We start from the raw sequence: 26,376 nt of genomic DNA, 5'->3' as shown, positions 1-26,376 counted from the left end.
GGATCAGAAACAGGCGTGGTATTAATCGTCAACCCATCCCCTTCCGGATCAATATCGTTCGCCAACAACGACGGACCACTTAATACCCCGTCTTCGTCAACGGAAGCCACATCATCGTTGGCTGCAGGCGCATCGTTTACCGCATCAATCGTAGCTGTGATGGTGGCGGTATTTGAAACACTTCCGTCGTTGTCGCTTACCACATAAGAGATGGCCTCAACGCCGTTCCAATCTGCATCTGGCGTAAAGGTTACCACTCCCAAGGCATCCGCAGACCATGAACCATTAGCGCTGGCAAAGGTATTCTGGACACCTGCCGTTGACGGGTCAAGGTCGACTGTTGAAACGGTGATCGTACCGTCCCCATCCGTATCGTTGGTTGTGACGTTCACCGTTCCCGGGTTATCCTCATCGGCACTTAGTGCATCATTATTGGCAACAGGCACATCGTTGATATCGTTATCTGAAATGGTTATGGTAGCTCCTTCATTATCCGTATCAATCGAAATTTCCGAATTCCCTGTCACACTTGACAAAGTTGCAATAACTGTTTCATCAGTCTCTACTATAACATCGTCACTTACCTCAACATCGATGGTTACCGAAGTTGAACCTGCCGGTATCGTCACCGTACCTGCCAAGGCTGCATAGTCAGAACCCTCTATAGCTGTTCCACTTAAGGTATAAGTTACCTCCGTATCTGTACTGCTTACCGCAGATAAAGTCACCGTATACTGACCGTCGTTACTTCCACTTTCGTCAGCTGTTGCATCGTTGGCTGTGATACTAAGCGTTGCAGAATCATTATCATTAATTGTTCCTTCTCCTTGGTTATCAAGAATAGTTGCATTTGTTGGAGATAAAAGATTAATATACATAGATTCTGATCCCTCTACTACTTCATCTTCTGTAACAACAATCACAACCGTTTTCGTTGTTTCTCCTGGAATAAATGTAAGGGTTGCAACATTAACCTGTGTGTAATCATTATTTAGTAGTGTCGCTGTGTTATCGCTCGTTTCGTAATTAACTGTTACGGTTTGCTCGGAAGAAGCATTAAGCGTTACCTCAAAGCTTAAGTTTCCACTTCCTTCAGTAACACTTGCATCATTTATGCTAACTGTTGGAATAACAGTAACATTTGAAACGGCAGGTGAAGCTCCACTACAACCATTCTCCTCATAATTTACACTTAATGAATGATTTCCTGCTGTATTCCATGTCAAGGTTACTGAATTGTCTGTAGAAGTGCCTCCTGCTGTTACTGTTGCTTCTACTGGTATTATCCAACTATAATTGGACATCCCTGAAGCTGTTGTATAAACATGATTACCAGTTCCAGCAGCTACCGAAGTTACTTCTGAAGCGAAATCCGGAATTGGTAAAGCATTAATCGTCACATAATCTGTCTTAATTTCTTCTACCGTTGCTCCATCTATAATCTCCAAAGACACTGTTTTCATTCCTTCAGAAGAATAAACAATATCGTGAGGCCCAACTCCCGTTGCAGTTGCCGGTGTTGCATTTGCTCCAAAATTCCAGCTATATGTGGTAGAACCAGTAGTTCCTTCACTTGCATTAGTATACCTTACCGTTTCTCCTGTGCATGTAGAAAGTTTATCTGCAGAAAAGTTGGCAGACAGTTCACAACCTTGAAGATTTATTACCAACTCACTCGCCGCACCGGTACAACCTTCTGAATTAGTTTCTGAAACTGTCACATCTCCATTGGTTCTTCCAAAGTCAACTGTAATCGAAGCTGTTCCGTCACCAGATACAATATTTGCATCGGCGGGCACAGTCCAGCTATAAAAAGAACCTAAGGCTGGAGAGGTTATGCTATATACAACACCCGACTGACTACAGTTTGGCGCAGCGTTACCTGTAAAACCAGGAGCTCCAGGTGTAGCAGGTTGAGTATTTACATTCAGTATTGCACTCGCATCAGACACACATCCTGCTGCATTTCTGGCTATTACCGAGTAATTGCCTGCTGCCAGACCTGTAAAGGTACCTGTTGTATTGGTATAATCAGTTCCATCAATACTGAAGTTTAAGTCAGTAACAGAAGAGCTTACCGAGATGGTTCCTGTAGCTATGGTACATGTTGGCTGAGCGGTTACACTGGCTGTTGGTACTTCTGGCGTGGGTGGATCGCTTAAGACATAAGCTCCAGCAATTACATTTGAAGTACAACTACTGATAGTAACACTAATATTGGTGTAGCTTCCTGAAGTAAGGTTATTAATTGTTAAACTTCCACTTACATCACTTACTAAATCAACAGGCCCTTGTCCTGATCCATCCATAGAATAATTAACTGAATAAGTTGTACTGTTATCCAATCCATCAATAGTGATAGAACCATCAGATCCTCCACAAGTGGATGGGTGACTCATAGCGTCAAAAGCGATAGTTGGGTTGGTGCATGAGCTAATGCTAACTGTAGGCTCTGTTGTTATTCTTGAACAAGAGCCTCCTTCATCAACAATAACAAAAAATGTTGTTTCCGATGTTAGGCTACCTGTTGAAATCGACACACCTCCTGCATCATTACCATTAACACTGGCGACAAAAGTTCCATCACTTGTGTATAAAGAGTATAGAAATGCAGAATTGGTAACATTGCTGCCGTCACCTATTTCAATGGACGCTGCATTTTCCGACTCTACTGAAGTTGGGTTTGCTTGCACAGGAAAAGCCGTAGAAGTTGAACCTCCTCCCGATAGCGTTTGAGATAGTGGAGAAACAGTTGTACATCCATTATATGTAAATTTAATATCTGTGTATTCACCATAACTCAATCCAGGTATTGTATGAGTACCTGTTGAACTGCTGGTCACCGTGAATGGAGCTCCCGTAGCATCTTCGCCATTTTTCTTAAATGTATAGGTATACTCAAGACTGTTTTCCAACCCAGAAATAACTATGGTTCCATCTGCCCCTTCACAAGAACTTGGATTGGTAGTAGATGAAATCTCAATTTCCCCCTGCGAATTCAAATAAAACGATTCCGAAGTAGATGCAAGACAATCAACTCCGGGATTAAAATAGGAAGCTTCAACCGTAAAGGTTTTAGGCGGCTCATCAGTTAGATTTACCATTTGGGAAGCTACTGTGGTAAAGTTTTTAGAGTTGCCAATATCGGAAGCCTTACTCATAAAGCTATATCCCAACTCGCTGCCATCCTTATCAACCAACCTATACAACACATTGGTTTCGGTGATATTGTCAAATGAAAAATCGCTTATGGATGTATTAGCAATATCAGTGCAAGTTTGAGTGTAAGTAATATTTGGCACTGCAGGTGTACTGATACAATTCACAATTTCAAATTCCGTAGACAAATCACTTTCGCAATTTCCGCCTACACTTTGTGTTACTTGAATTTTCCCTCCTTCATATAAATAATTATCGTCGGTATTTGGCACAGGACTTAGTGTCCATATACCTCCTGAAACCGTAGTTGCAGCACCTAATAAAATATCGTCTATATATACGTTCACATTGGTTGCAGAACCGTTACAGGTTCCGGAAATAGTTGTTGTAGTAGGAAGTATGTTAGTTGTTGTGATGGACAACTCAGAACTAGCATTTGAAGATTGTGTTCCAATGGTAATTTCATTCGACAACCCGCTTTCTGATTGGCATTCGTCATCATCAACAACTGTAGCTCTTACTGTAGTTCCGGCAGAAAGTGATAAACCCGTAATTGTCCAATCTCCTAAAGTATTAACAGTGGTTAATTGTGACTCCGCCGCACCAGAACCATTTAAAAACAAATATACAGTGGCTCCCACATTTGGAGTTGTGCCATCAGATTCCAAAGCTGTACCATAAATATAACTTGTAGTACCACATAAGCCTGGATCTGTAATAACCGGAGCGGTAGACTCCTCTGATACAGTTACTGCATTTGAGTGCAAAGAGGTGCAACCAGAAGTATAATTAACAGTAGCAGTAAGACTTGCACAAGTGTACAAACTCAAGTCAACATTGCTAAAGCTCCAACTGGTTCCTGTTGAAGCATCTTTTAAAATAGCTATCCCATTGACATATATTACTACTTCATCAGGATCATCCTCTGATCCAGTTTTTGCATAATCTACAGTAAAGTCGAGATTGCTTCCAACAATATTAGTAACTGTTATGTTTATAGTTCCATCTAAAACATTACTATTACAGCTCCCTGTTGCTGTATTACAAACTGTTGCTGTATTAGGACACAAACCATTATCAATGTCTTCCAAAGTAACCAACAAAGTACCGCAAGGTACCTTGGCACCGTTTTTATTCATATCAAACACCCAGGTTATAAGTCCATCAACATCAATTGTACCTGAGGTTGTTGGGGCATCAAACTGACCTTGTGCGGGATTAGTTTGGCTTGTTCCAACAATGCTTATGCCATTAGAAAATATATCCAGGACAGCATTTTGTGCATTTGCTAAAGTAAAGGAAGAAGTCCAGTCTGCTATTATCTCAGCTTCACCATTAGCATTAACGACAACTGATAAGGCAGGAGAATTTCCATTGCAGGTAATAGCATCAATAGTTACAGATGTACAAGCCACTCTGGATTCTGACTTTCCTGCAACCTGAGCTACAGCCACATAGGTTTCACCCGATACTGCGGCAAAAGCTGTTGAAGTCCAGTCGCCTAACCCATCACCCCTATCTGCTGATGCGGTGGCGGATGCAACCGATGCACTTAAATCAGTACTTAAATAAATATCTACAATAGCTTCAGGCTCTGAAAGGCCAACAATATTGATAGTTCCTTCGCCATAATCGCCTAAAATAATAGGGCAATCGGTTCGCATTGGAGGAAAACCTCCATTCCCTGAAGGATCAGTAGGAACCTCACCCTCAATTAATTCCTCCCATAAACATTCAATACAACCTCCATATTGACTGTCGTCAACGCCTCCAACATCAGACAAAGAACCTTCAAAAGTACAGGTGTTTGAGGTATTCGTAGTAGCAGTCATCCTTAACAATGTGGACGTAGTAACAGGGTTACCGTTGATGTCATGCGTGGTAAAGTGACTTGTAATATCTGCAAATGGGATATAAAAATCATAAAAGTAATCCAATGTGCCATCCGAAGCAGGTCCGATTCCAGAGATAGACTTCTGGTGGTTTGAAGAAAGAGAATATGTCTGAATAACGGATCCACAACCAGTTACACCATCTATATCAATTAGGCTAACCTCATGTTTGGAGCGAAGCATGATAGCAATCTCAAAACCAGGGTTAGTGGAGTTATAATTTGGGTCATCTCCATCACCAAACTTTTGGTCTGTATCAATTAAAACGGTATAACCCTTAGCATTTGGGCGATAATCTGCTAATCGAAAACGAAAGATAAAATTATTCTCGTCATCCAAATAATAATAACTGGCAGTACCATTATCATTAATCGAGAAATCTGTAAAACCTTCGTCCGGTCCACTCCTGACATCCCCCAATGCCTCTCCGCCACCTAAAGTTGGAAAAGGCAGCATCGGTATTTCAAATTCCAGCACATCGTTCCCCGGAATAGTTATTGAAACGGCATCAGTAAATCCAATACCATCAGAAGCCTGATCAACATATCCATTTCCATCCGGGTCAAGAACTAACGTTATCCCATCACTTTTGGTACCGGAGCTTGGTTCAAAAATTAACCCAGGCGTTTGAGTCATTGCCGGAACCAAAAACATTCCGATAGCCAAACTTGCCAGAAACCTACGTAAAAATCGTCTCATAAATTATTATAATGGTTTATTATTTCACTTTTATTTCCCTACTATTTCAGGTCATTACATTGATACGAAATAACCCAATGCTAGTTGTTCAACTTCGCTGGGCATATTATTATTCATGATAAAACAATTCCTATACCGGATAAAAAGGCAAATAGTTACCTTTTTGTGATATTATTACTTATTTGAGCCTATTCTACGTCTGCAGTTACTAAATGTTGTAGGAAGATGGTAAGCAAAAAGTAAACAAGAAAAGTTTTGATATTTGGTTGCTTACAAACATTATTTATATCTTAATGCAAAAATCTACAGATATGGAAAACAAACCAAACATGCCGCCTATCTTCATTGTATCTGGTGGTAAGGGAGTTGCAGGGCATACACTGGTTGAATCTATGCTGATTCAATACCCAGACCATAAAATACCCGTGGTTATTGAGCCCGAAGTGAGCACACAGGAACAAATTGACAAGATTACGGACAAGGTTATCGAAAAAAATGGTGTGATCGCACATACCATGGTCGACCATGTGGCACGGAGAAAACTTATTGACACCTGCGAACAAAAAGAAATCAGGCACTTTGACCTGGTGGGCAACATGAGCGACTACCTCGATACCGTTCTGGATATGAAACCTGTTGAGCAACCAGGTCTTTTCAGACTAAGGGATATGGAATATTATCGCCGGGTTCGCGCCATTGAGTTTACGATGATGCACGATGACGGTCAGCACACCGACAAAATAGCTACCGCAGATATTGTGCTGGCCGGTGTATCGCGCACAGGGAAAACCCCACTAAGCATTTACCTGGCCATGTTTGGTTGGAAAGTCGCCAATGTACCTATCGTTCCCGGCACACCGGTGCCCGAAACATTGTTTCAAATTGATCCTAAACGCGTGTTCGGCTTAACCATTAGCATGGCATATCTGATTGCGCAACGAAGCAGCAGGGTTAGTCGTATTCACATGAATCCTGATACGGATTATGTAGATAGACGAAAAGTGCGGATGGAACTTGACTATGCAGCCAATCTTTACAAAAAAGGAAACTTTACAGTCTTAAATATCACCAATAAACCTATAGAATACACCGCCAACGAAATACTGACTATTTTAACCGAACGTTTCGGCAGCAAAAAATGGAAGTTAGACGAAGAACACCATTGAGCGAACAAAAAACATCGGCGATATTTGATGATTTGCAGATTCCTAAAATGGTTTCCTCAAACAAAACCAGTGCAAAAAGAGGTTACTTAAAACCAAAGTGACCTCTTGGTTTTAACGGTTTTTTAACACTGTCACCACCTTTTTACAAACAGCTGACCATCACCTTATTCCCATGTCATATAGTTTTTTAGCATGAATAATGTTTAATTTATTTACATTATTCTTAAACATTATGTGTGTTTTCAAGTTTTATATAAGAAACAATACAGCGCTGTTAGAGTTATATTATATGAATTAAAACACTTTTGTTATGAAAGAAGTAGTTGTAAAAACAGGTAAAAAAAATCCTACGGACTACATTGAGCGGGCAAAAGATTTGCGGTCTGAGAATGAAGGACAGTTCGATTACTTGAAAGATTTTGTGGTTAAAAGATTTGAACAAAAGTTTCCTGACAAGGACTTTTTAACTTCCTGGATAGAATATAACCATTTACAAGATTTTAAAATTTCCGACAATGTAGAAGCCGTAGGTGGCATTTCTGAACAGGCCCACTACATCATGAGGGTGATTACGGAATACCATATCAACCAAGCCTTTAAGGCGATGAAAATAGATATGAAGGACCCTAACGTAGGCGGTGAAAAAGGAACGCCGTACAGGGTAGCTAAAATGTATTGTGGCGATAACCTAAATGACGATTCGGAACTTTTATCCGGCAGATGGTCGAAAAGGCCGGATATGGCCAGTTTCCCAAATGAGAGCGGTCAAAAATATCCCATTACCAAACGGGTAGATATTGTTTCGGTATGCTCGCATCATACCGCCCCTTTCAGCACCTTATTCAGGGACGGATCGTATGCCGTGATTAGTTACATTCCTGACGACAAAGTTTTGGGGATTTCAAAACTGCAACGAATTGTGGATTGGGTTTCGCGAAGGGGACACCTGCAAGAGAACCTGACCAAGATGATTTACTACGAAGTAAGCACAGCCGCCGAAACAGAATCAGTTTATGTAAAGCTGAGCGGACTGGTGCATACTTGTGAATCGCTCAGGGGCACTCAAAGCAATGAAGGAGCTTTTACAAGCGAATATTATGGTGGCGGCTTTACCGATTATGAATTAAGACGGGAGGTAAGCAGTCAATAGTGAACAGCCTTCAGTCGACACCGGGCGAATTACAAGATGCAGGTTACGGGGTGCAGGTATTAGCAAATAAGCAATCATCGGCGCAACATCGGCAAACAATCAACTTAACGAATAAACATTAAAATGATAATAAGAAAAAAATTTAAGTTCGAGGGTGCACATATCGTGAGGGACTGCTCAAGCGACAGATGCAAAAAGTCGTTACATGGACACAGTTATGTGGTTGAAGTATTTTTGACATCCAACAAACTGGATTTTGGGCAAATGATTTACGATTTTGGACTGACCAAAGGCACCATCAAAGATATTATTGACAGCTTTGACCATGCATACGCCATGTGGAACAAAGAAAGCGACAACTTTAAATCTTTTATCAAGGCCAATAGCGATCGGTATATTATAATGCCGGTAAGCCCTTCGGCAGAATGCTTTTCGCTAGCTCTGCTTTTTATGATTGACAAGATTCTGCAAGCCACTGCATTCAAAAATGGCGAAGGTGAGGTGAGCGTTAAGTCCGTTAGGGTTCACGAAACAGAAACGGGTTATGCCGAGGCCTTTAGGGATGACCTGGAATGGTTCAGGTTTTCGCTGGAGGATATAGTTTTTAGCCCAGCCATAAAAGACGAATGGAACGATCCTGAGATGTACGATAAGCTAACGTCCTTCCACAGCAAAAAATCCGGGACTAAACCATTTGTGAATCCAATTGTGGAAAGAAAATTTGAGTAGATCTAGTTGTAGATTGTTAGATTATGGATAAGGTGCAAAGCTTAAATAAAATACTTTGCACTTTTTTATTATATCCATTACATGTCCGGCCGGGCTCATATTGTTTGCTCAAAAAGGTTGACGCATCAATTTAGGGAATTTAATCTTTATACTCCTCCATCTTTTCCTTTAACTTATCCACATCATCCATTTTAAAGTTGCCAAAAAACGAAAGCAATACTCCATTTTTATCTCCCTGGAAAATAACATGACACTCGTACACCTTTCGGCCTCTGCGATGAACCCACACCTCAGAATCTTCGTCCTTATCCTCATCCTCGACCAAGCTGTATTTGCCTTTTTTCATATATTTACGTACCTGATCCTTGAAACTTTTATCCGGTACAACCTCGGGCTTAAACAATACTAATTTCACTTCGTTAAGATCCCCGGATATATTGTGTCCCTCACCATCTTCCTCGTCTTCAATATCAAAATCAACAAAGTCGAGCAGATTTTTGGAGAACGAGATATAGGTCACTTCATCCCGGACCCGGAAATCATCAAACATCTTTTCCGCAATTTTTTGTTGCGAAAAGATGGATAAACTGTTAATACCAATTAACAATACGACAATAGATATTCTTGTTAAGTTTTTCATAATTATTGATTATCGGTTGTTTAACCCGCAATATGCATTAGAAATTCTATTACACATTGAAATTACTTTAAAACAAGACACTTCGTTGCATCGCTTCAACTCACCAGAACGATGAAAACCTAGTAAGATTGTACTTGCAATGCTCATGACGAACCTCCAATACATAATCCGGGTTTAACCCGGAAATTTTATAAGAATTTCCTTAATCTCACAGTGACCAGGTTTCGTTGCCGATTATGATATCCAAAATTGGACGCCGCTATATCGGGGTAACGCGCGTTTGCATTCTTGTTGATAAATATGATGAATAATACGAGTTAGTTTGATTAATCCAGTCTATTATTAACCACCCACTCCAATTCATCATCCACCTCAACATTCACACCTTCCGGAACCACCACCACTACTCGCAACCTTTGATCCCTTATTTTACTTTCTTCGTTGAGGGTAAAAACCGGGTCAATATTCAAAACCGAATCGCGAAGCATCCAAAAGAATTCGATATCCCGACAATTGTCTTGTGCTTGTGAAATGGATTTTCCTTTAGCCGTTTTTTTAATGTCGATGGAAAAATCATCGCCTCTTACCAGCTCTATTCTTGGTCGGCCTTGCACAAAAAGTTTACTGTCGGCCTGATAGATATCCAAACGGTTCACATCGAATAAATGTTCCTGATACTCCGGGATGTTTGTCGCTAAGTTGGCTTTTAGGTAGATGGTACTATCCTGTGGCAATTCCAGCTTTTCTTTTTTGTATACGTCTTCCGTCACACTGAATTCCCTGGCTACCCTGGCCGAAGCATAAAACACCAGTATCAAACCTGCAATCCAGAGCACCAACGAAGACAAACCAACAATTCTAGTATTAGACTTGAAACGGAACACCATTTTGAATCCCAGATAAAACAAGGCGATAAGCGGTATACAAGTAACCAAGACCAAACCTATGCTTCCTATTATCATATCTTCGGATCCCATAAACAGTGCCGGTAGAGAAGTTACATAATGACCCATTCCCGAAAAATCCATTAAGGTAAACCCAAAGGTAAAGGCCAGAATAAGGGACACCAAGGCGATTAGGGTCACAAACATCACGAGAACCCCAATGACGGACGCCAATACCCGCACCGTTGTTCTAAGCGCATCCCCCATCACATCTGTACCCTTGGAAAAAGAACCCGAGAAGTCTTTATAGGCCTTTGACTTTTTGAACTTTTCCGTTACTTCCTGATATTCGTTTCTTAGGTTTTGCTCCCAACTCTCATAACCTGCAGGCCCTTTCATTTCCAGTTTTTGGGTGATGGTTAATGCTTTAGGCATCACGATCCATAAAACAATGTACACTGGTAGAGACGCGCCATAAAGAATAAATGCCAAAAGAAAAATAATACGGAATACCAGCGGGTCCATATCAAAATAAGCCCCCAAGCCACCACAAACGCCGCCTAATACACGGTTTTCAGGATCACGGTACAATCTTTTCTTGTATAACGGAGACCCCGGCATGGCAGAATAATCGCTGTTCGATTTCTTTTCAGGCTCCTCCTCATCGGCAATCTCTTGCGGTTCACCAATAGTCGTGATCACTTCCTCCACTTCCTTGAGCGTTATCACCTGTTCTGCCGATTTCTTTTTACCACTAAACAGTTCTGCAATACGTGCCTCAATATCGCTTACAATCTCCTTGGCTTCCTCCTTATCCGAGAAGCTACTTTCGATTTTTCGCAAGTATTGGTTCAGCTTTTCATATGCATCTTCATCGATATGAAAAGCAAAACCATTCAGATTTATATATAATGTCTTCTTCATTTTTCAGATTTTAAACAATTACCAAAGGGTTAGCAAACATAAATACACTTCCGAAAAAGAAGCCAATTATCTTGACGCCCATAATAGCCAAAAACAGAAACGCAATAAGATAAACAATGATTTTAAATAAGGATTTGAACACAAAACCAATTACCAATAGTATCAAAATCATTACAAATATGCCCGGAAATTGCAGGAAGGGTATATGACCAAACTGATGGTTCACCTGATGTATAAAGTTTGGATGGAACATATCGAAATGAATCATATTGCCCAAAAAAAACAGGGCACTAACAACAGCTACAACTATCAGAACTGTTTTATCACCTTTTGAAAATCTGGCCCACCAGCTTTCACTTTTTTTGTAGGCCTTTGAATCACGAACTTTGCTAAAGCGCTGTTTTACATCTTCAAATTCCTTACGTATCGCTTTTTCAATATTACTTATGGTTACGTTCTCGCCCCGCATTTCAAGCTTTTGAGCTGTCGTAATAGCTGCCGGAACCACTATCCAAAGAATGATATATATTGGAATGGTAATTCCCAACCCGAAAAATATAAGTAAGGCAAAAATAATTCGAACAATAACCGGATCCATGTTTAAATAAGCACCTATACCACCGCAAACCCCGCCCAACACTCTGCCTTCCACATCTCTGAACAATCGCTTACTGGCTCTACCGTACGTGTATTTTTCATATTCCTGCTTTGGTCCTTTGCTTTCTTCTCCTTCTTCGTAAAAATCTTCGGGCTGTCCCATCATTCCAATCACCTCTTCCACCATTCCCAGTGTTACCACTCCCGATTTACCGGAAATTCTTTCTCCTAAAAGCTCTGCAATCCTGCTTTCTATATCATTGATAATCTCCTGCCCTTCTTCTTGCTGCTTAAAATAGTGCTCAAGCCTGTCGAGATATTCTCTCAAACGTGCAAAAGCATCATCATCGATGTAAAAAACTCTGCCGCTTAAATTAATGTTAACTGTTTTTTTCATGATTTTCTGTTTTTGCTAGTTATTATTAATCACCTCAACGGCATCTACCAATTCCTTCCACGACGCATCCAGTTCTCCTAAAAAACCCTTACCCTTTTCGGTCAGCTCATAGTACTTTCGCGGAGGACCTTGTGTTGATTCTTCCCACCGATAGGTCAACAGTTCCGCATTTTTCAATCTGGTCAACAACGGATATAATGTGCCTTCCACCACTATCATCCTGGCTTCCTTAAGCTCGTTGATGATGTCGGAAGCGTATTTATCGCTGCGCGAAAGAATGGAGAGTATGCAATACTCAAGAATTCCCTTCCTCATTTGCGCTTTTGTATTTTCTACCTTCATATCTTATCCTCCTGTTATAGCCAGCAAACCGCAAAACCGGCTGCTCAACTTATTGTCCTGTTCTTCTATAATCTTATAGTCAATTCCCTGCCTATGGAAAAATTTACCGAAATATTGCTGCTATCAAAACATTCATCTATCGGAATAGCATCTGCATCTATTTCGTTTCCGTAAGAATCATTAATATAATCTCCTGCAGGTAGCACCGGAACCATCAACATCGATACTAAAATCGCTGCCGTAAACATTATCACCACTTTTTTTCCGGATGTTTTCATCTCATAATAATTTATAATACCTGTTTATACATTGAATATGGTATTACAAATATATAGCTTTTACTTAGTACTATGCAATACCTACTACTATATTTTTTTATATTTTTTTGAAAAAAACTTCTTAACGCCTGTTCTATTGTTAGTTAGACGTATGTAAAATTTCATGATATTTTTACGTAGTTATCATAACTCATACCTACCACTTAAATTTTTATAGTTAAACCCAAAAAAAAGCCGGGATAATCTTCCCGGCTCATCATTTTTTGCTAAAATCTATGCTAGCATATATTTAAATTAACTTTCCAAGTTTTACACCCTTGACGTTTAAAACCCATGCCATATTAATTTGCGTTAAGACATTAAGGTATAATCTCTGTCCTTTTTATAATATTCCACTTTTTTCAACAGTGGATAGTCTGTTATTTTTGCGATTAGTTTCTGTCGGTATTCTTCGTTCACTTTACCCATCCTCGTTACAAAATCAATTTTTTCGTTAAGCATATCCACATTATCGGGACCTACAATTAGTGAACTGATCGGCATTGTCCAGGCAAACTGAATAGCTTCTTCTACACTTATGTAATCAGGAATCAAAGGGGATTCGATATTCCATATTTCCTTGCCGAAGCGCACTTTGTTCTTAAAGAAACGACCGTCCGCCAATGATTTCATACCCAACACACCCATGTTATGCTTATTTAAACTAGGTAATACGTGCTGAATAAAACTGGGATTGCTGTAGGCATCAATAACATTAATGGGCATTTGAGCAGTTGAAAACAGACCGCTATTTCCGGTTTGTTCCAACATTCGTAACATAGCCCTGGGACTATTGTGACATGTAAAACCGGCATATCGGATTTTCTTTTCCTTTAAAGCCTCCTCTACGGCTTTTAAAACACCATTCTTTATTCTATTATCTACATCAATAGGATCTTTTAAACTATGCAGTTGCCAAAGGTCCACCTGATCTATTTTCATTCTGGTAAGCGATCGCTCCAATTCCTCTTTGGCAGTGCGATAATCACCGGCCCCTGTTTTGGTCATGATAAACACGTCATCCCTGAACTTTGGCGTTAAAAATTTACCATATCGCACTTCAGACTCACCTTTCCAATAATTATGTGCATTATCAAAGAAACGAATCCCCTTTTCAATAGCGGTTTCAATTATTCTTTGGGCCTCCTGCTCTGGTGGCTGACCAATATGAAAACCACCCAGACCGAGCATGGTAACATTTTCCCCGGTATTGCCCAGCTTACGCAAAGGCAACAATTCTCCATATTTATCTTCTCTTTTGGCATGAACTGCTATAGGAACTGCCAAGCCCGCACTTAGCAAAGCCATTTTCAATAAAAACTCACGACGTGATTGCATAGTTTATTTCTTTTGCTTCAATTTCGTTATAAATTACGAATAGTAATCTAAATATCAAAGCAATAAACCAAAATCCTAGCGTCACAACTTACCTTCTACCCAATGACCATCTTCGCCCAACTGTCTAATCATATTATTATTCCGACAAAGTGTTTCGACTTGTAATAACAATTTACCGAGATCTGCCATCATTACCTAAAACAAAAACGGCCATAGGGAACCCCCATGGCCGTTTTTTTTGATATTTTATTTTTGTTGCGGAAAGCTGTCATGAACTTTAATACATCCACAGGTAGCCGCCTTTTCAAATCTTCACCTAAGTTACTATTTCCTTTTGTAGAGAACGAAACACCTTTCTTTCGAAAGATGCTGATAATATTTCTATAACCAAATACCTGTAGCGATTATTATAATTCCATATTCATAGCCTTTCGTACTTCACACAATGTTTCAATGGCAACTTCTCGAGCTTTACCTATTCCTTTTTCCAAAATTTCTTTAACAAATGCCTTGTCATTTTCCAGCTGTGTTCTCCTAATTCTTATTTCCTTTAAATGACTATTTAGTGCTTCTGATGTAATTTGTTTTAATTTGCCTGATCCCTGCCCGCCAATTTCAGCTGCAATACTTTCCGGAGATTGATTTAGGCACAATCCACAAATTCGCAGCAGATTAGCCACTTCAGGTCTGTTGATTGGATCATATTCGATAAATCGTTCCGAATCTGTTTTTGCGGACTTAATTAATTTATTGGTCTCATCTTCCGTCGATTTAATCATAATGGTGTTATTCCGGCTTTTACTCATTTTCTGAAAACCATCTAACCCTAATATCACCGGCACTTCACTAAGCAAACCTACAGGTTCTCTGAAAACCCTTGATTTGAATTTTTTGTTAAACCGTTTCGCAATACTTCTTGTCATCTCGATATGAGGCAATTGATCTTTACCAACGGGAACAACATCACTTTTACAGAATAAAATATCAGCAGCCTGATGAACGGGATACGTGTACATGCCTGCATTAATAATACTTTGACCAGATGCGGCAATTTCCTCCTTAATGGTAGGGTTCCTGTTTAATTCGGCATTAGATACCAGAGATAAAAAAGGAATAGTCAACTGATTTAACTCGGGAATATGGCTATGCGGAAAAATATATGTGTTATTTTTTAACGGGTTTAATCCACATGCCAAATAATCTATTGTAAGCTCGCTTACGTATTTCGAGATATCTTTAAAAACATCTCTATCTGTTAATACCTGATAATCTGCAATTAAAATATATGTCTCCACACCCAACTCTTGCAACCGAACCCTATTTTGCAAAGAACCAAAATAATGTCCGATATGCAGGTTACCGGTAGGTCTATCCCCGGTTAAAACTCTGTGTTTATGCGGATTTAGTTGTAAATCTTTATTTAACTCATCACTTCTTTTTTCTGCTATATCAAATGATGAATAATTAATCTCCTTTTCACTTAATTCAGTCATTTCTTTTTAATAAAAAAGTTAAAATAATTTTATTTTTCAGTATCGCATTAAGAGTGAATCTGACAACACCCGGTACGTGCAATATAAAATGTTTTATTTGACCTTACACAGACAAGCATATTATACGGCTTCTATCAAAGACATCCTATCTTATACAAAAGAATACACTCCCCCTATTTTGACCGACAAAAGTCGCATTTTTTTCTGAGAACATCATGTATCATGGGAATTATTTATAAATAAATCCAATCTATCGGTGTATGCCTATTCATTTTATAGGATATATTCATATTTTTTTTCCATCAACCTGTAAGGCTGCAGAGATAAACCGACTAATGAGCTGTAAACAAAATAATACCAGCACAATATGAAGTACACAGCCCCATTTATCTTTGCCATAACAATAGCGCTGACTTCCTGTGTCAGCGATAACCAAGAAGACTTCTACGAATCCGTTGAATGTGATACATCGGATGTTACATTCAACGGCACCATCGATGCTATCCTTGACAGAAATTGCAAATCATGTCATTTTACAGGCAACGGAACCGGCGTAACATTAGTTAGCTACAGCGATATAAAAACACATGTGGACAATGGAAGCCTTATGGGGGCCATCAAACATCAACCGGGCTACAGCCCAATGCCACAAGGAGGTAAGCTGGATGATTGTACTATTGCAAAACTCGATGCCTGGATCAGCGACGGAGCACCCAACAACTAACCCATTAATTCATCTGAAAAAACAATACTATGAAGACATTACTCCCGATATTTGTTGTATTTATTTTTCCATTGTACATTATTGGCCAAAATGAACCGGACGACATAGATAATTTGCTGGGTGAACAGAGCACAATTGTCTCCAGTACCTTTAAATCCTCGCGGATCATAAACGGACATTCCATTGAACAACCTGCCAAGGGTGAATTAGAATTTAGGATATCGCACCGTTTCGGAAAGCTGAACACGGGTTCGTACGAACTATGGGGGCTCGATCAGGCAACTATCCATTTTAGTTTAGAATATAGTCCTGCGGATTTTTTAACTTTAGCTATAGGACGAAGCAGTTACCGCAAAACCTTTGACGGCCATGTGAAAGCCGCCATACTCAAACAGCAGCAAGGCATCCCCTTGTTCCTTTCGTATTTGGCATCAGCCGAAATTGTTACCCTTAAAAATGAACTGCCCGATTTCCGGTTTAAACACAAGCTAGCCTATGTGCATCAATTTTTACTTGCACGTAAGTTTTCGAAACAATTCAGTGTACAACTAAGCCCTACACTGGTTCATAAAAACCTGGTGACCGAAAATGATATGGACAACAATCTTTTGTCTTTGGGAATTGGCGCCCGATACAAACTGACCAAGCGATTAAGCGTGAATGCAGAAACTTTCCTGACTGACTTTGGCCAGGCTCCCGGGAATGTAAAATATTACAGCCCAATTGCATTCGGCATTGACCTGGAAACGGGGGGACATGTTTTTCAGATCATGGTAACCAATAGTTTGCCTATGCGGGAGGTAGGTTTGATTAGCGAAACTACCGGCGACTTTTTTAACGGCGATATTCACCTGGGGTTTAATATCTCCCGAACATTTAATCTTCATAAGTAATCCTTTTTAAAATCTAAGGTTATGAAAACTATGCTGCTGCTTGCCTTATCCTTTTCCATATTTTCCGTAAATGCCCAAAAGTATTTCACCCGGACGGGAAATGTTATTTTTTTCTCACATGCCCCAATGGAGGATATAAAAGCTGAAAATTCTCAGGTGGCAGCCATTCTTAACGGTGAAGATGGAAGTTTAACCTTTGCGCTTCTTATAAAATCGTTTGAATTTGAAAAGGCCTTGATGCAGGAACACTTTAACGAAAACTATCTGGAATCGGACGACTTCCCCAAGGCCAACTTTAAGGGTGAAATAATTGATTTCTCGCGTGACATGTTGCAATCGGGTAAAAATTCCGAGGTCAGCATATCCGGTCAACTTACCATTCATGGGGTTACGCAAAACATCGAGACATTGGCCAATTTAGCAGCAAACGAGGATGGGGTAAGAGGCACTGCCCAATTTATTGTAAAGCCGGAAGATTACAATATAAAAATACCGAAAGCAGTCAGAAACAATATAGCCAAAGAAATAGAAGTCACCGTTACGGTGGACTTGAAACCGCGTTAAATTATTTTGTTATGAACAAGAAAAGGATATTAATCCTGTTTGCAGGAGTAATGCTTGCCGTTGCTGTTATTGGTTTCTACCAATTTAACAAACCGCACAAAAATTACGAGAAAGCCAAGGTTGAGGTTACCATTTCCGCCAATCTGCTGCACGATACATTTAACAGCGACGAACAAAAAGCCAACCGGGAATACCTCAACAAGATTATTGAGGTATCGGGTCAACCAGTATCATACGATCACAATGCCAACGGGTCTGTAACCATTTGCCTCGAAGATGAATTCATGGGGGTTTCCTGCACGTTTGACTCCTTGTATGTGGTCAAAAACTACGAAAGGTTTAAATGGGCCCAAAAGGCAGAATTAATAAAAATTAAAGGAAGATGCGACGGCTTCCTGACTGACGTTAGGCTTTCGAAATGTTCTTTTATACCGATGACTCATCAAAATGCGCCTTAATACGCTTCACCTTTAAAGTCGCTTTGATGATGCACCGGCATTTAATTGCGAAAGTTCCGCGACACACTATTGTAGTAAGCAAAAGATTAATCATCACTTTTTGTCATACAATGGGCATACCCTCTCAGTATTTATTAAAACCGATTTATTAACCATTACAACCACAGTTACATGAAACGAGCCATACCAATTTCTTTCTCGAACCATGAAGTAATTTAAGTGGCTGGTTGCATCGAAATGAGCTTGCGAATTCTATCGGATACCAATGTAATTAACGATGGAACGAGATTTCTGTATATACATTTAAATGAGAATGAGATGAAAACAAAAGACGTACTTAAATGGATGGCCATGTTTCTGGCCATAGGCCTCTTAGCAGGCTGTGAAAGTGAAAGTGACAATGACGACAATGAGGGTCCTGATGAGATATTGATTACACAATCTCAGTTGAACAATGCCACCGATATGATTGGTGATTTTACGGGTGGCACATTTGCACATGGCGGTCCAAGCGGCACTACAGGTGATGAAACTATCCGTGAAGTATATGCTTCTTTGGCAAGCCTAAGCGAAACAGTTGCGCCCGGCACCATTGTGACCAAAAATACCTTTGCCAGGGAACCGGACGGCAGCACGGGGGATTTGTATGTATCATTTGTAATGGTAAAACGTGAGTCCGGTTTCGATACAACCAATAAGGATTGGGAGTTTATGCAAATTCCATTTGATGCCTCCAATGATTATGGTATAAATCCGTTTGGAATGTTACCTGCTGTCGGAGCCGGCAACCGGGGTTCTCTGGCTGGTTGCATAGGATGCCATAGCGGTGCAGGTGGAGGAGACTATTTATTTGTAAACGATTAAATATCTAACCATAAGTTACACGGTTTTTACATATCTCTTTCAGATATACCCTTTGACTACTTTAGTTAAACCCGCAATATGCATTAGAAATTCTATTGCACATTGAAATTACTTTAAAACAAGACACTTCGTTGCATCAACTCACCAGAACGATGCTCCCGAAAGTAATCGGGACAAGTGATCCCTCGTTTCATAATGCCTTGTTTTATTGTACTTTCAATGCTCGTGACGAACCTCCAATACATAATCCGGGTTTAAGGGTATTTTTGTTTAGCACACATATGGTTTTTAACAATAACATTTACTAAATTGGCCATACAAAACTAAACTTAAATTAATGATACAACAAAAAACCTATCCAAGCATTGCCCAGAGCTGGGGCATTATGGGTGTTGCCATTGTATGCATGCTTATCTTTTCGCCATTACAATTGGCTTTGAACGAAGTTTTAGGGAAAGAAATTACCTTCTTAATATACTATCTTATGTCGATGGGAGCCACTTTTGCCTTTGCTCACTTCATCCGCAAGAAAGAAACAGCTCTTCAAAGGTATGATATCCGTTTTGACAAACCTAAAATCATCATACTGGTTTCTGTCGCAGCACTTGGCTTACAGCTAGGTATTCTTTCTCCGCTCACAAGCCTGATACCTATGCCCGATTTTTTTAAAAAGATCATTCTCGAACTTGGTAATATGAAGGGTATCTTTGCCTTTTTAACCATAGTGGTCGCGGCCCCCATTTTTGAAGAACTCATCTTCAGAGGCATTATACTCGATGGTCTGTTAAAAAGATACTCACCCGCCAAGTCCATTTTTGTTTCGAGTCTTCTTTTTGGTATTGTTCATTTAAACCCGTGGCAATTTGTTACGGCGATGGGCATAGGTGCTTTTATGGGATGGGTGTACTACAAAACACAAAAACTTTCGCTTTGCATTATCATTCATTTTATAAATAACCTGTTGGCATTTTTAAGCATGCAGTTTATAAACCTGGAAGAAGAACTCGATAAAACTTTTGTTGAATCACATGGAGGCATGATGAATGCAATATTGCTTATTTTTGGCTCAGTAATTATTTTTTGCGTTTGTTCATGGCTGTTGGTCAGAGAGTTTAGAAAACAAGAAATATCAATATGGTAAATCATGCAATACGAAGGCTTGATTATCTCCTAACATTTATACAAAACTGTAGTTATATTTACCCCGAAACTTACCTGATAAAAAACGGCAGGTCGGTAAAAGCCGGCAACACCGATAATTTGGTTCAACAGGATTTTATATGCATCTGACGGGTAAACATGAAAATTCCCTACAACAGCAGGAAACTATGCTTTCCCGCCCGACATCAGTTCTGTAATGACTTTGTACCTGGGGAACTGGTCTAAAATTATTTTGATAAAAACGGTGATTGGGATAGACAGAATAAGCCCCGGGATACCCCAAATATAGCCCCAAAACATGAGCATGATTAAAATGGTGATAACATTCACCGAAAACGTCTTGCCCATAAAAACGGGTTCTAACACGCCTCCCATGACCACTTGCACAGCGGTGATGGTAAGCACAAAGAAAAGTAAGGTCGTCATAGGTTCAATTTCAACAAAGGCAAATAAGGATAGCAGTGCCACAGAAATTACAGAACCAATCATTTGAACAAAATTGATAGCAAAAGCAAAAAGACCCCAGAATATTGGAAAGCTAATATCAAAAGCCAGGCAGGCCAATCCAAAGCCCAAACCTGTAAACAGACTGATAACAAATTTAACGAGAACAAATTTAATGATGTCTTTTTCAATTTTCCGGAAGATTTTAACCGAAGAGTGTTTTACTTTGATCAGTGTGCTGTTCAATAACTTTTCAAAATTAACGGATCCGGTCAATAGTAAAACCACAAAAAAGGCGGTCATTAGTGTCCCTGAAAGCAGATTGCTTATAAAATCCAGCGACAGTCCGATGTTTTCCACTATGTTATCATTTTTTAGATAATGCAACAAAACATTATCCCCTTGCAACCTTGCTATGCCGAAAAAATCTTCCACGGAAACAATCAAGTCCACGAGTTTGGTTTCTGCTTTTTCAAAGAATAAATTATCAGCTGCCAGTATTTCATTGCTGGTTAACTTAATCAATTCTCCTCCTAATTTAAATACGCCGGTAATAATTAAAATGATGGATAATATACTTAGTGGTTTGGGAACCCTCTTATGGCTAAGCCACCTCATCAAGGGCAAAAACAAAAGGGCAATAAACATAGCAAGTACGAGCGGCACAAAAATAAACGAAAGTGTTTTTAGCAAGTAAAATATTACGGGTATTACAAGAATAAGTAATAATGTATTGGTTGTTTTTAGGTCTTTCATTTAATTGTAATTATGGAACTCTATAGCTTGTTACAACCGCAAAAATAACTACTTGTTTAATATGCCTGACATTTTATTAGTTAATGTATATTAATTAGTTTGCAGATAACTGAACCAAGTACATTATGGAGGTAGTTCCAAACGCTCCTTATTTGCGCATGGGCAAGTATGCCAATTATTTATATTGCGTACAGAAACTCAGCGCTTCTTTTAAGGCCGCATTCCCGGATAGCTTAAAACGGGGCTTGAGAAAAGCAGGGCGGTATAGCGGGTTTTACCGGCAGGTACAAAACGCTTTCCCGACCAATTGGGTGGTGTACAGTGAGGCTTCCATGGCCGACAGCGAACATATGGTGCGTTATCTGGGGCAGTACACACATCGCATTGCCATAGCCAATGATAGAATCATAAGTATAAGTGATACGCATGTAAAATTCAGGGCCAAGGATTACAGAAAAAAAGGGCCTGCTAAACCCCAAATCCTGGAAGGCACCGAGTTTTTACGCCGCTTTTGCCAACATGTTATGCCCAAGGGATTTGTTCGTGTTAGAAGGTATGGCATATCCTTGTACCAGATAGTCTTTTAAACGTTGCGTGGCCCATTGACGAAACTGTGTACCTTGTTTTGATTTTACACGATATCCTACAGAAATAATTACATCAAGATTATAAAAAGTCACAGGCTTATCTGAATTTGCAATATGCATTTTTTGCATATTGCTTTCTTTATCTAGTTCACCCTCTTTAAAAACGTTATTGATGTGGCGCGAAATAACCGATTGGTCTCTCTGAAACAAATCAATCATTTGCGCCTGAGTTAACCAAACTGTTTCCGTATCAAATTGTACCAGAATTTCAGTTTGGTTATCACTTGTTGTAAATATTTCAAGTTTACTTTCCATATAGTCAATTATCAATGTGCAATTACGAATGGTCAATTTTCAATTACGAATTATGAATGTTCAATTCCAAATTTCTAATTGTTAATTCGTAATTCACCAATTCGTAATTGATTCTTCCTAATTGTTATTAAGCCGTGCGCCCATAAAACTCATTCATATATTCTTTTACTACCATGCCACCAATAGAATTGTCGTTCATGGCAATGCGTGCTTGCTCAAAATCTTTTACAATATAGTCGAGCATGGGTTACACAAACTTATGGTGCGCATACACATCCGTTTTATCGGCATTGCCTTTCAGTATCTCAATTTCTTCGAGGGCTTGCTGTAAGGTTAGTTTATAGCTGGTTTCTATTTCCTCGCGAATTAAGCGTAAGGTATAACCATCTTTAATGGATGCGTTGTAGTAATATTTGTGAATGTAATTGCCAAACAGGGTTTTTGAGTTATACTCTTGGCCCAGTAGTGGCGTTCCTGTTAATCCTATTTTAACCGAGTTTTTATCGGACTGCTCCAGGTTAGCCAGGAAACTACCTTTGGGATTGTAGCTTCGGTGTACTTCATCTAAAAAGAATACACGCTGTATGTTTAGTTGGTAATCGGTATTCTGAATAACATTGGGGTCGTCTTGAAATTTTTGAATGTTAACCACCGTAATTTCAGCTTTACCCGAATTGTTGTGAATAACCTTTGTGGCTTTAATATCTCGTGCAAAAGCATCTCGCGAATCTATTTCGTGTACCACCAATCCACGTGCTTTAAACTCTTTTGCAGCTTGAATTAAAAGGTCGAGGCGGTCGACAATAAAATAGAACTTTGGTATAATGCCCTTGTTCTGGTAATAGTCGGTAAGATGTTTAACATTGTAATACGCCAAAGCCGTTTTACCGCTACCTTGCGTATGCCAGATGATTCCCTTTTTTATGTTTTCATTAAGCTTGTTCTCAATAGCCTTAGTGGCAAATATTTGCGGATAACGCATAATGTGCTTTTCCAGTCCGCTTTCTTCTTTCACGTATGCAATAGCATATTGCAGCAGAAAACTCAATCGTTCTGGCTGAAATAGCGATGTGCAAATTCTATTGGTTGGTGTATTGGGATTTTTATTGGTAAGAAACTCTTTAGAGTTTTTAATAGTTAATAAGTTGTTGTCTTTTAAAACAAAGTTTTCCTTTTCATCATCCTCCGATTTTAGTAAAGAATCTAAATCAAACTTTTCTTCCTCTCTGAAATAGTTGAAAGGCGGTTTGTCGTATGAGGTGGTGGCATAAAAAGCACCCTCGATTGGCTCTGGTGTGCTATCATCGTATTCCATGTTGTTGGAGAATACCATGAGCTGCGTTAAGTTCACAAACTTGCGGAACTTCTTATTCTTGAATCGTGTTTGGATGCGTTTGTGTTCGGCAATTATTCCATCCCGGTTATTGGGTTTCTTTACCTCGATAAAGGCTAAAGGCATACCGTTTATAAGTAGGATAATATCAGGTCTAAATTCTTCGTCGTCCTTTTTATAGGTTAGCTCGGTGACAACATTAAAGGTATTATTGCCGAAATCCTCAAAGTCAATCAATCTATTGCCCGATTTCTCAATGAGTTTTTCGTAAAAGGCTTTTCCTAAATCTTCATTTTCCAGGCATAACGCCACTTCGTCATAAAAGCGTTTGATATCACCCTCGCTTAATTCTGGGTTTAGTCGTTGTATACTTTCCTTGAAAATGTCGGTGAAAATATTGGTCGATTCGTCCCAAGCCTGATTAGACAAGGACAAATACCCATATCCCAATCTGATTAAATGCAGAATGGTCGGTATTTTAACTCTTGAGTCTTCGTTGAATTTCATATTTCACTTATCAATTTCCAAATAACCCACAAAATAACAAAAATGCACGGGTGCGAGGGCAAAAAAACAGCTCTTTTGCAAATTTTGGTTTGCGGGTCAGCTGGTGCGATTTGCAAATGTGCTGTTTTGTGCGTTGGGGTTTCCTTTTTTCTTTTGCGGGGGAAGAAAAAAACAAAATAAATTCCCATCAAATTAGCACCGAACTACCTTCAAAGAGGCTAATAATAATTTCTTGTCTGTTTATTCAAAGAGTAAATGTTTCAAAGGATAACTTTCGCTCCATCACACTTGCATAGCAGCGTAGAGCCTGATAGCTTATAATTAATACCCCTTAAAGTAACAATTACAAATAAACAATCAGCGCCCCTGCATCAAACCGTATCCCGATGTTCGTGGACAGGCTGTGAAGTTTTCCCTCATATGCTTACGCTTGCGCATTACGGCTTGGTCATTTGAACATACCGGGCTTAACTGTCGGCAGCCCACTATCTGGCATGATGCGTGGCTTATGTTGCGCCTGCGGCAAGCCATGCATTATTACGGTTTGTTGCCAGCTGGCATTTCTATTAATTCATAATTTGTACTTCTTCCTCCTGCAGCTTCTTTCTGCAAAATGCTTTTTGATATAAGGTCATTGATATCTCTAACAGCAGAATCTTTTGAACACTTTGCAATCTTTGCCCATTTGGAAGATGTTAATTTCCCATCAAACCCATCCAATAACATATTCAGTATTTTCTTTTGCCGTTCATTGATAATTGTTTCTGAGTGCTTTCGCCAGAAGTCAGCTTTGAAAAGTACTTTTGTTAATACAGTTTCAGTAGACTTCAGAGCATTTGACAAGCATGTTAAAAACCATACAATCCAACTTGTTATATTTAAATCACCTTTTTGTGTTCTTTCAAGCATTTCATAATACTGTTTTCTCTCTAATGTAATTTGCGCTGACATACTATAAAACCGCTGATTACTTTTGTCTGATTGAGCAAGCAGCATATCTGTTATTGCTCTACTAATTCTGCCATTTCCATCGTCAAATGGATGAATCGTAACAAACCACAAATGAGCTATTGCTGCTTTAAGCACTAAATCGTTTTTTTTATTATTATTGAACCAATCTAAAAATTGAGTCATTTCCTTTTCTAACAATTCCGAATCCGGAGCCTGAAAATGTACTTTTTCTTTTCCCATTGCACCAGATACAACCTGCATTGGTCCCGTGGTATCTTTTCTCCAGTTTGCTACGTTGATTTTGTACATTCCACTTCTTTCTGTTGGAAGCAGAGCTGCATGCCAATCAAATAATCTGTCAGCAGTTAATGGCTTGAAGCAGTTTTGTGTAGCATCAAGCATCATCTCGACAACACCTTCAACATTCCTGTCCCAATCAACAGCACCTGCAATCTCCATTCCCAGTTTACGTGCGATAGAAGAACGAACTTGGTCTGGATTTAATATTTCACCTTCAATTTCTGAAGATTTTAGAACATCAAGAGTTAAAGTGTCAAGTAAAGCTTCATTTCTTAAATCGAAACCAAGTGTTTCCATTTTTCCTACTAGTCTGCCTTGCAAGTTTCTAACTTCACTCAAGAGGTTTATGAAATCATTATAGTTCCATGTAAACTCTGGCCATTGGTCTTTTTGATGTATAAAAGCTTTCATTCGATGCATAATTTGCAATGAAAATACAACTTATTCGTCGCATTTCAAAAATATTCGTTGCACGTAATGCATTGAATAGTGAGGTTATTCGTTGCACTGTAATATTTTTTTCTGCTTGCTGGGTAGCGTAGAGCCTGATAGCATACTCTAATTAATACCACTAAAAGTAATAATTAAATGTAAACTATCAGCGCCCCTGCATCAAACCGTATCCCGATGTTCGTGGTCAGGCTGTGAAGTTTTCCCTCATATGCTTACGCTTGCGCATTGCGGCTTGGTCATTTGAGCATACCAGGCTTCAGCGGTATCCGCACGGCTAACCCGGTCTTCTATAAGAGATTTCAAGAGGATATATTTGTTGCATGAAAAAATCAAGAAGGC

At 39.4% G+C, this 26,376-nt stretch carries 22 protein-coding genes; 10 read left to right on the top strand and 12 right to left on the bottom strand.

The window, feature by feature from the left end; translation table 11 throughout:
* Nucleotides 1-5,750: beta strand repeat-containing protein (locus ACRD64_RS12610; RefSeq protein ID WP_430933734.1), on the bottom strand; the 5,750-nt coding region annotated here is incomplete at its 3' end.
* A gap of 311 nt (nt 5,751-6,061) precedes the next feature.
* Between ACRD64_RS12610 and ACRD64_RS12605 the strand changes: the two genes are divergently transcribed.
* The 3 genes from ACRD64_RS12605 to ACRD64_RS12595 all read left to right on the top strand — a co-directional run bounded on the left by ACRD64_RS12605 (nt 6,062) and on the right by ACRD64_RS12595 (nt 8,795).
* On the top strand, nt 6,062-6,916 hold the full coding sequence (locus tag ACRD64_RS12605; protein WP_430933733.1) for a pyruvate, water dikinase regulatory protein: 855 nt from the start codon (nt 6,062-6,064) through the stop codon (nt 6,914-6,916).
* Between the two features lie 310 nt (nt 6,917-7,226).
* Nucleotides 7,227-8,066, top strand: a complete 840-nt coding sequence (locus ACRD64_RS12600; RefSeq protein WP_430933732.1) for a GTP cyclohydrolase I — start codon at nt 7,227-7,229, stop codon at nt 8,064-8,066.
* A 123-nt stretch (nt 8,067-8,189) separates the two neighbouring features.
* Nucleotides 8,190-8,795: a 6-pyruvoyl trahydropterin synthase family protein gene (locus ACRD64_RS12595; RefSeq protein ID WP_430933730.1), complete on the top strand. Its 606-nt coding sequence runs from the start codon at nt 8,190-8,192 to the stop codon at nt 8,793-8,795.
* A 139-nt stretch (nt 8,796-8,934) separates the two neighbouring features.
* Here ACRD64_RS12595 and ACRD64_RS12590 read toward each other — a convergent pair whose 3' ends face one another.
* From ACRD64_RS12590 to trpS, 7 genes are all read right to left on the bottom strand, one after another.
* Nucleotides 8,935-9,435: a DUF4252 domain-containing protein gene (locus ACRD64_RS12590; RefSeq protein WP_430933729.1), complete on the bottom strand. Its 501-nt coding sequence runs from the start codon at nt 9,433-9,435 to the stop codon at nt 8,935-8,937.
* A 326-nt stretch (nt 9,436-9,761) separates the two neighbouring features.
* Nucleotides 9,762-11,243, bottom strand: a complete 1,482-nt coding sequence (locus ACRD64_RS12585; protein WP_430933728.1) for a PspC domain-containing protein — start codon at nt 11,241-11,243, stop codon at nt 9,762-9,764.
* A gap of 10 nt (nt 11,244-11,253) precedes the next feature.
* Nucleotides 11,254-12,237, bottom strand: coding sequence for a PspC domain-containing protein (locus ACRD64_RS12580; RefSeq protein ID WP_430933727.1), 984 nt, complete (start codon nt 12,235-12,237; stop codon nt 11,254-11,256).
* 15 nt (nt 12,238-12,252) lie between these two features.
* Entirely contained in the window at nt 12,253-12,579 is a 327-nt protein-coding gene (locus tag ACRD64_RS12575) for a PadR family transcriptional regulator (RefSeq protein WP_430933726.1), read from the bottom strand.
* A gap of 65 nt (nt 12,580-12,644) precedes the next feature.
* Nucleotides 12,645-12,857 (bottom strand): hypothetical protein, encoded by a 213-nt coding sequence (locus tag ACRD64_RS12570; protein WP_430933725.1) that lies wholly within the window; start codon nt 12,855-12,857, stop codon nt 12,645-12,647.
* 351 nt (nt 12,858-13,208) lie between these two features.
* Nucleotides 13,209-14,234 carry an aldo/keto reductase gene (locus ACRD64_RS12565; protein ID WP_430933724.1) on the bottom strand — a complete coding sequence of 342 codons (1,026 nt, stop codon included), beginning with the start codon at nt 14,232-14,234 and terminating at the stop codon, nt 13,209-13,211.
* Between the two features lie 407 nt (nt 14,235-14,641).
* Complete coding sequence (gene trpS, locus ACRD64_RS12560) at nt 14,642-15,727, bottom strand: tryptophan--tRNA ligase (RefSeq protein WP_430933723.1); 1,086 nt, start codon at nt 15,725-15,727, stop codon at nt 14,642-14,644.
* A 367-nt stretch (nt 15,728-16,094) separates the two neighbouring features.
* Here trpS and ACRD64_RS12555 point away from each other — a divergent pair, with 367 nt between their 5' ends.
* From ACRD64_RS12555 to ACRD64_RS12530, 6 genes are all read left to right on the top strand, one after another.
* The gene (locus tag ACRD64_RS12555) at nt 16,095-16,451 is read left to right on the top strand and encodes a hypothetical protein (RefSeq protein ID WP_430933722.1); all 357 of its coding nucleotides are present in this window, start codon (nt 16,095-16,097) and stop codon (nt 16,449-16,451) included.
* Nucleotides 16,452-16,480: 29 nt separating this feature from the next.
* Nucleotides 16,481-17,344, top strand: coding sequence for a DUF5777 family beta-barrel protein (locus ACRD64_RS12550; RefSeq protein WP_430933721.1), 864 nt, complete (start codon nt 16,481-16,483; stop codon nt 17,342-17,344).
* A 21-nt stretch (nt 17,345-17,365) separates the two neighbouring features.
* Nucleotides 17,366-17,908 (top strand): YceI family protein, encoded by a 543-nt coding sequence (locus ACRD64_RS12545; protein WP_430933720.1) that lies wholly within the window; start codon nt 17,366-17,368, stop codon nt 17,906-17,908.
* Between the two features lie 11 nt (nt 17,909-17,919).
* Nucleotides 17,920-18,366, top strand: a complete 447-nt coding sequence (locus tag ACRD64_RS12540; RefSeq protein ID WP_430933718.1) for an OB-fold protein — start codon at nt 17,920-17,922, stop codon at nt 18,364-18,366.
* 318 nt (nt 18,367-18,684) lie between these two features.
* Complete coding sequence (locus tag ACRD64_RS12535; RefSeq protein WP_430933717.1) at nt 18,685-19,230, top strand: hypothetical protein; 546 nt, start codon at nt 18,685-18,687, stop codon at nt 19,228-19,230.
* A gap of 337 nt (nt 19,231-19,567) precedes the next feature.
* Nucleotides 19,568-20,371: a lysostaphin resistance A-like protein gene (locus ACRD64_RS12530; RefSeq protein ID WP_430933716.1), complete on the top strand. Its 804-nt coding sequence runs from the start codon at nt 19,568-19,570 to the stop codon at nt 20,369-20,371.
* A 185-nt stretch (nt 20,372-20,556) separates the two neighbouring features.
* Here ACRD64_RS12530 and ACRD64_RS12525 read toward each other — a convergent pair whose 3' ends face one another.
* Nucleotides 20,557-21,591 carry an AI-2E family transporter gene (locus ACRD64_RS12525; protein WP_430933715.1) on the bottom strand — a complete coding sequence of 345 codons (1,035 nt, stop codon included), beginning with the start codon at nt 21,589-21,591 and terminating at the stop codon, nt 20,557-20,559.
* Between the two features lie 125 nt (nt 21,592-21,716).
* Between ACRD64_RS12525 and ACRD64_RS12520 the strand changes: the two genes are divergently transcribed.
* The gene (locus ACRD64_RS12520) at nt 21,717-22,178 is read left to right on the top strand and encodes an IS91 family transposase (RefSeq protein WP_430933713.1); all 462 of its coding nucleotides are present in this window, start codon (nt 21,717-21,719) and stop codon (nt 22,176-22,178) included.
* Here ACRD64_RS12520 and ACRD64_RS12515 read toward each other — a convergent pair.
* The 3 genes from ACRD64_RS12515 to ACRD64_RS12505 form a co-directional block, all read right to left on the bottom strand.
* Nucleotides 22,092-22,493, bottom strand: coding sequence for a virulence RhuM family protein (locus tag ACRD64_RS12515; RefSeq protein WP_430933712.1), 402 nt, complete (start codon nt 22,491-22,493; stop codon nt 22,092-22,094). The genes ACRD64_RS12520 and ACRD64_RS12515 overlap by 87 nt on opposite strands.
* A gap of 247 nt (nt 22,494-22,740) precedes the next feature.
* Entirely contained in the window at nt 22,741-24,333 is a 1,593-nt protein-coding gene (locus ACRD64_RS12510) for a DEAD/DEAH box helicase family protein (protein WP_430933710.1), read from the bottom strand.
* A gap of 537 nt (nt 24,334-24,870) precedes the next feature.
* Complete coding sequence (locus ACRD64_RS12505; protein ID WP_430933709.1) at nt 24,871-25,995, bottom strand: Fic family protein; 1,125 nt, start codon at nt 25,993-25,995, stop codon at nt 24,871-24,873.
* Nucleotides 25,996-26,376 lie beyond the last annotated feature (381 nt).

This window comes from Saccharicrinis sp. 156 (assembly GCF_050589685.1).
Classification (GTDB): Bacteria; Bacteroidota; Bacteroidia; order Bacteroidales; family Marinilabiliaceae; genus Saccharicrinis.
This window is presented reverse-complemented; position numbering and strand designations above follow the sequence as displayed.